We start from the raw sequence: 1098 nt of genomic DNA on the forward strand, positions 1-1098 counted from the left end.
TCGTACGGGGTCGGGCTGCATGGCACGTACCGTAGCGCTGCCGTACGGGAGGTCCCGTACGGCGGCGCGGGGGCGGTGGGGCGGGTCAGCGCACGGCGTCCGCCAGTTCGCCGATGCCGAGGGCCTCGCCGATCGCGGCGAGCGGGTCGGACTCGTCGACCGTGAGCAGGTCGGCGGGGGCCAGGCCCAGGTCGGCGAGGATCTCCGCGTCGCCCACCGGGCCCGGTGGTACGGAGTCGGCGGACGCGGAGCCGTAGTCCTCGCGGTCGGTGTCCTCCTGGTCGGGGTCGCCCTCCTCGGTGCCGTCGAGGTCCAGGGCGTCCAGATCGGTCGAGGGGTCGGCGGCGGCCGGTTCCCGGCCGAGCAGTTCGTCGGTGAGCAGGATCTCCCCGTACGAACTGCGGGCCGCCGCCTGCGCGGCGGAGACGTAGACGCGGGGATCGTCCTCCCCGTCGACCCGGACGAGGCCGAACCAGGCCCCCTCCTCCTGCTCCACGTAGACGAGCACGGTGTCGTCCTCGGCACCGGTCCTCTCCGCGTACTCCCTGGCCAGATCGGTCAGGTCGGACAGGGTCTCCACATCGTCCAGCTCCGTGTCGCTCGCTTCCCACCCGTCTTCGGTGCGCGCGAGCAGTGCGGTGAAGTACACCGTGACTCTCCCACTGGTTCTGAGGGTGCCGGTCGCCCGGCTGAGGCCGGGGGCGGAGGGCGGTACGAAGTCCCCGTCCCCTTCGGGGGAATCGTGGCAGAAGCGCGGTCGCCGGGTGAAGTGTTCCCGGCTCTGTGTCCGTGCCCGCCTCGACTCCGTCCCCGAGTCTGCGCCGCCCGCCCGCCCCAGGAACAGTGGCCGCGCCGGAACGGGGTCGGCATTGGGGTGGTCCGGGCGCGCACACCGGGGACGGGCGGCGGCCCGCCGGTACGGGTACGGGGGGCGCCGGTACGGGTACGGGGGGCGCCGTTACGGGCGTGGGGGGCGCCTCGGACCGCGCCGGTACGGGGCCGGGCGGGGTCGCTCACCAGCGGAAGGCCCTCATCCGGAGCTGCTGCCTGCGCATCCGCGCCGCGCGGGCCCGCCGGGGCTGGACGCGGTCGCGCAGC

The 1098-nt window shown here is 74.9% G+C and carries 1 protein-coding gene; it reads right to left on the reverse strand.

All coding sequences use genetic code 11. The features are described from left to right. Positions 1-85 precede the first annotated feature (85 nt). A complete protein-coding gene (locus SSBG_RS15185; RefSeq protein ID WP_008746991.1) occupies positions 86-649 on the reverse strand; it encodes a hypothetical protein in 564 nt (187 codons plus the stop codon). Positions 650-1098: the final 449 nt, after the last annotated feature.

It is taken from the genome of Streptomyces sp. SPB074, from assembly GCF_000154905.1.
Classification (GTDB): domain Bacteria; phylum Actinomycetota; class Actinomycetes; order Streptomycetales; family Streptomycetaceae; genus Streptomyces.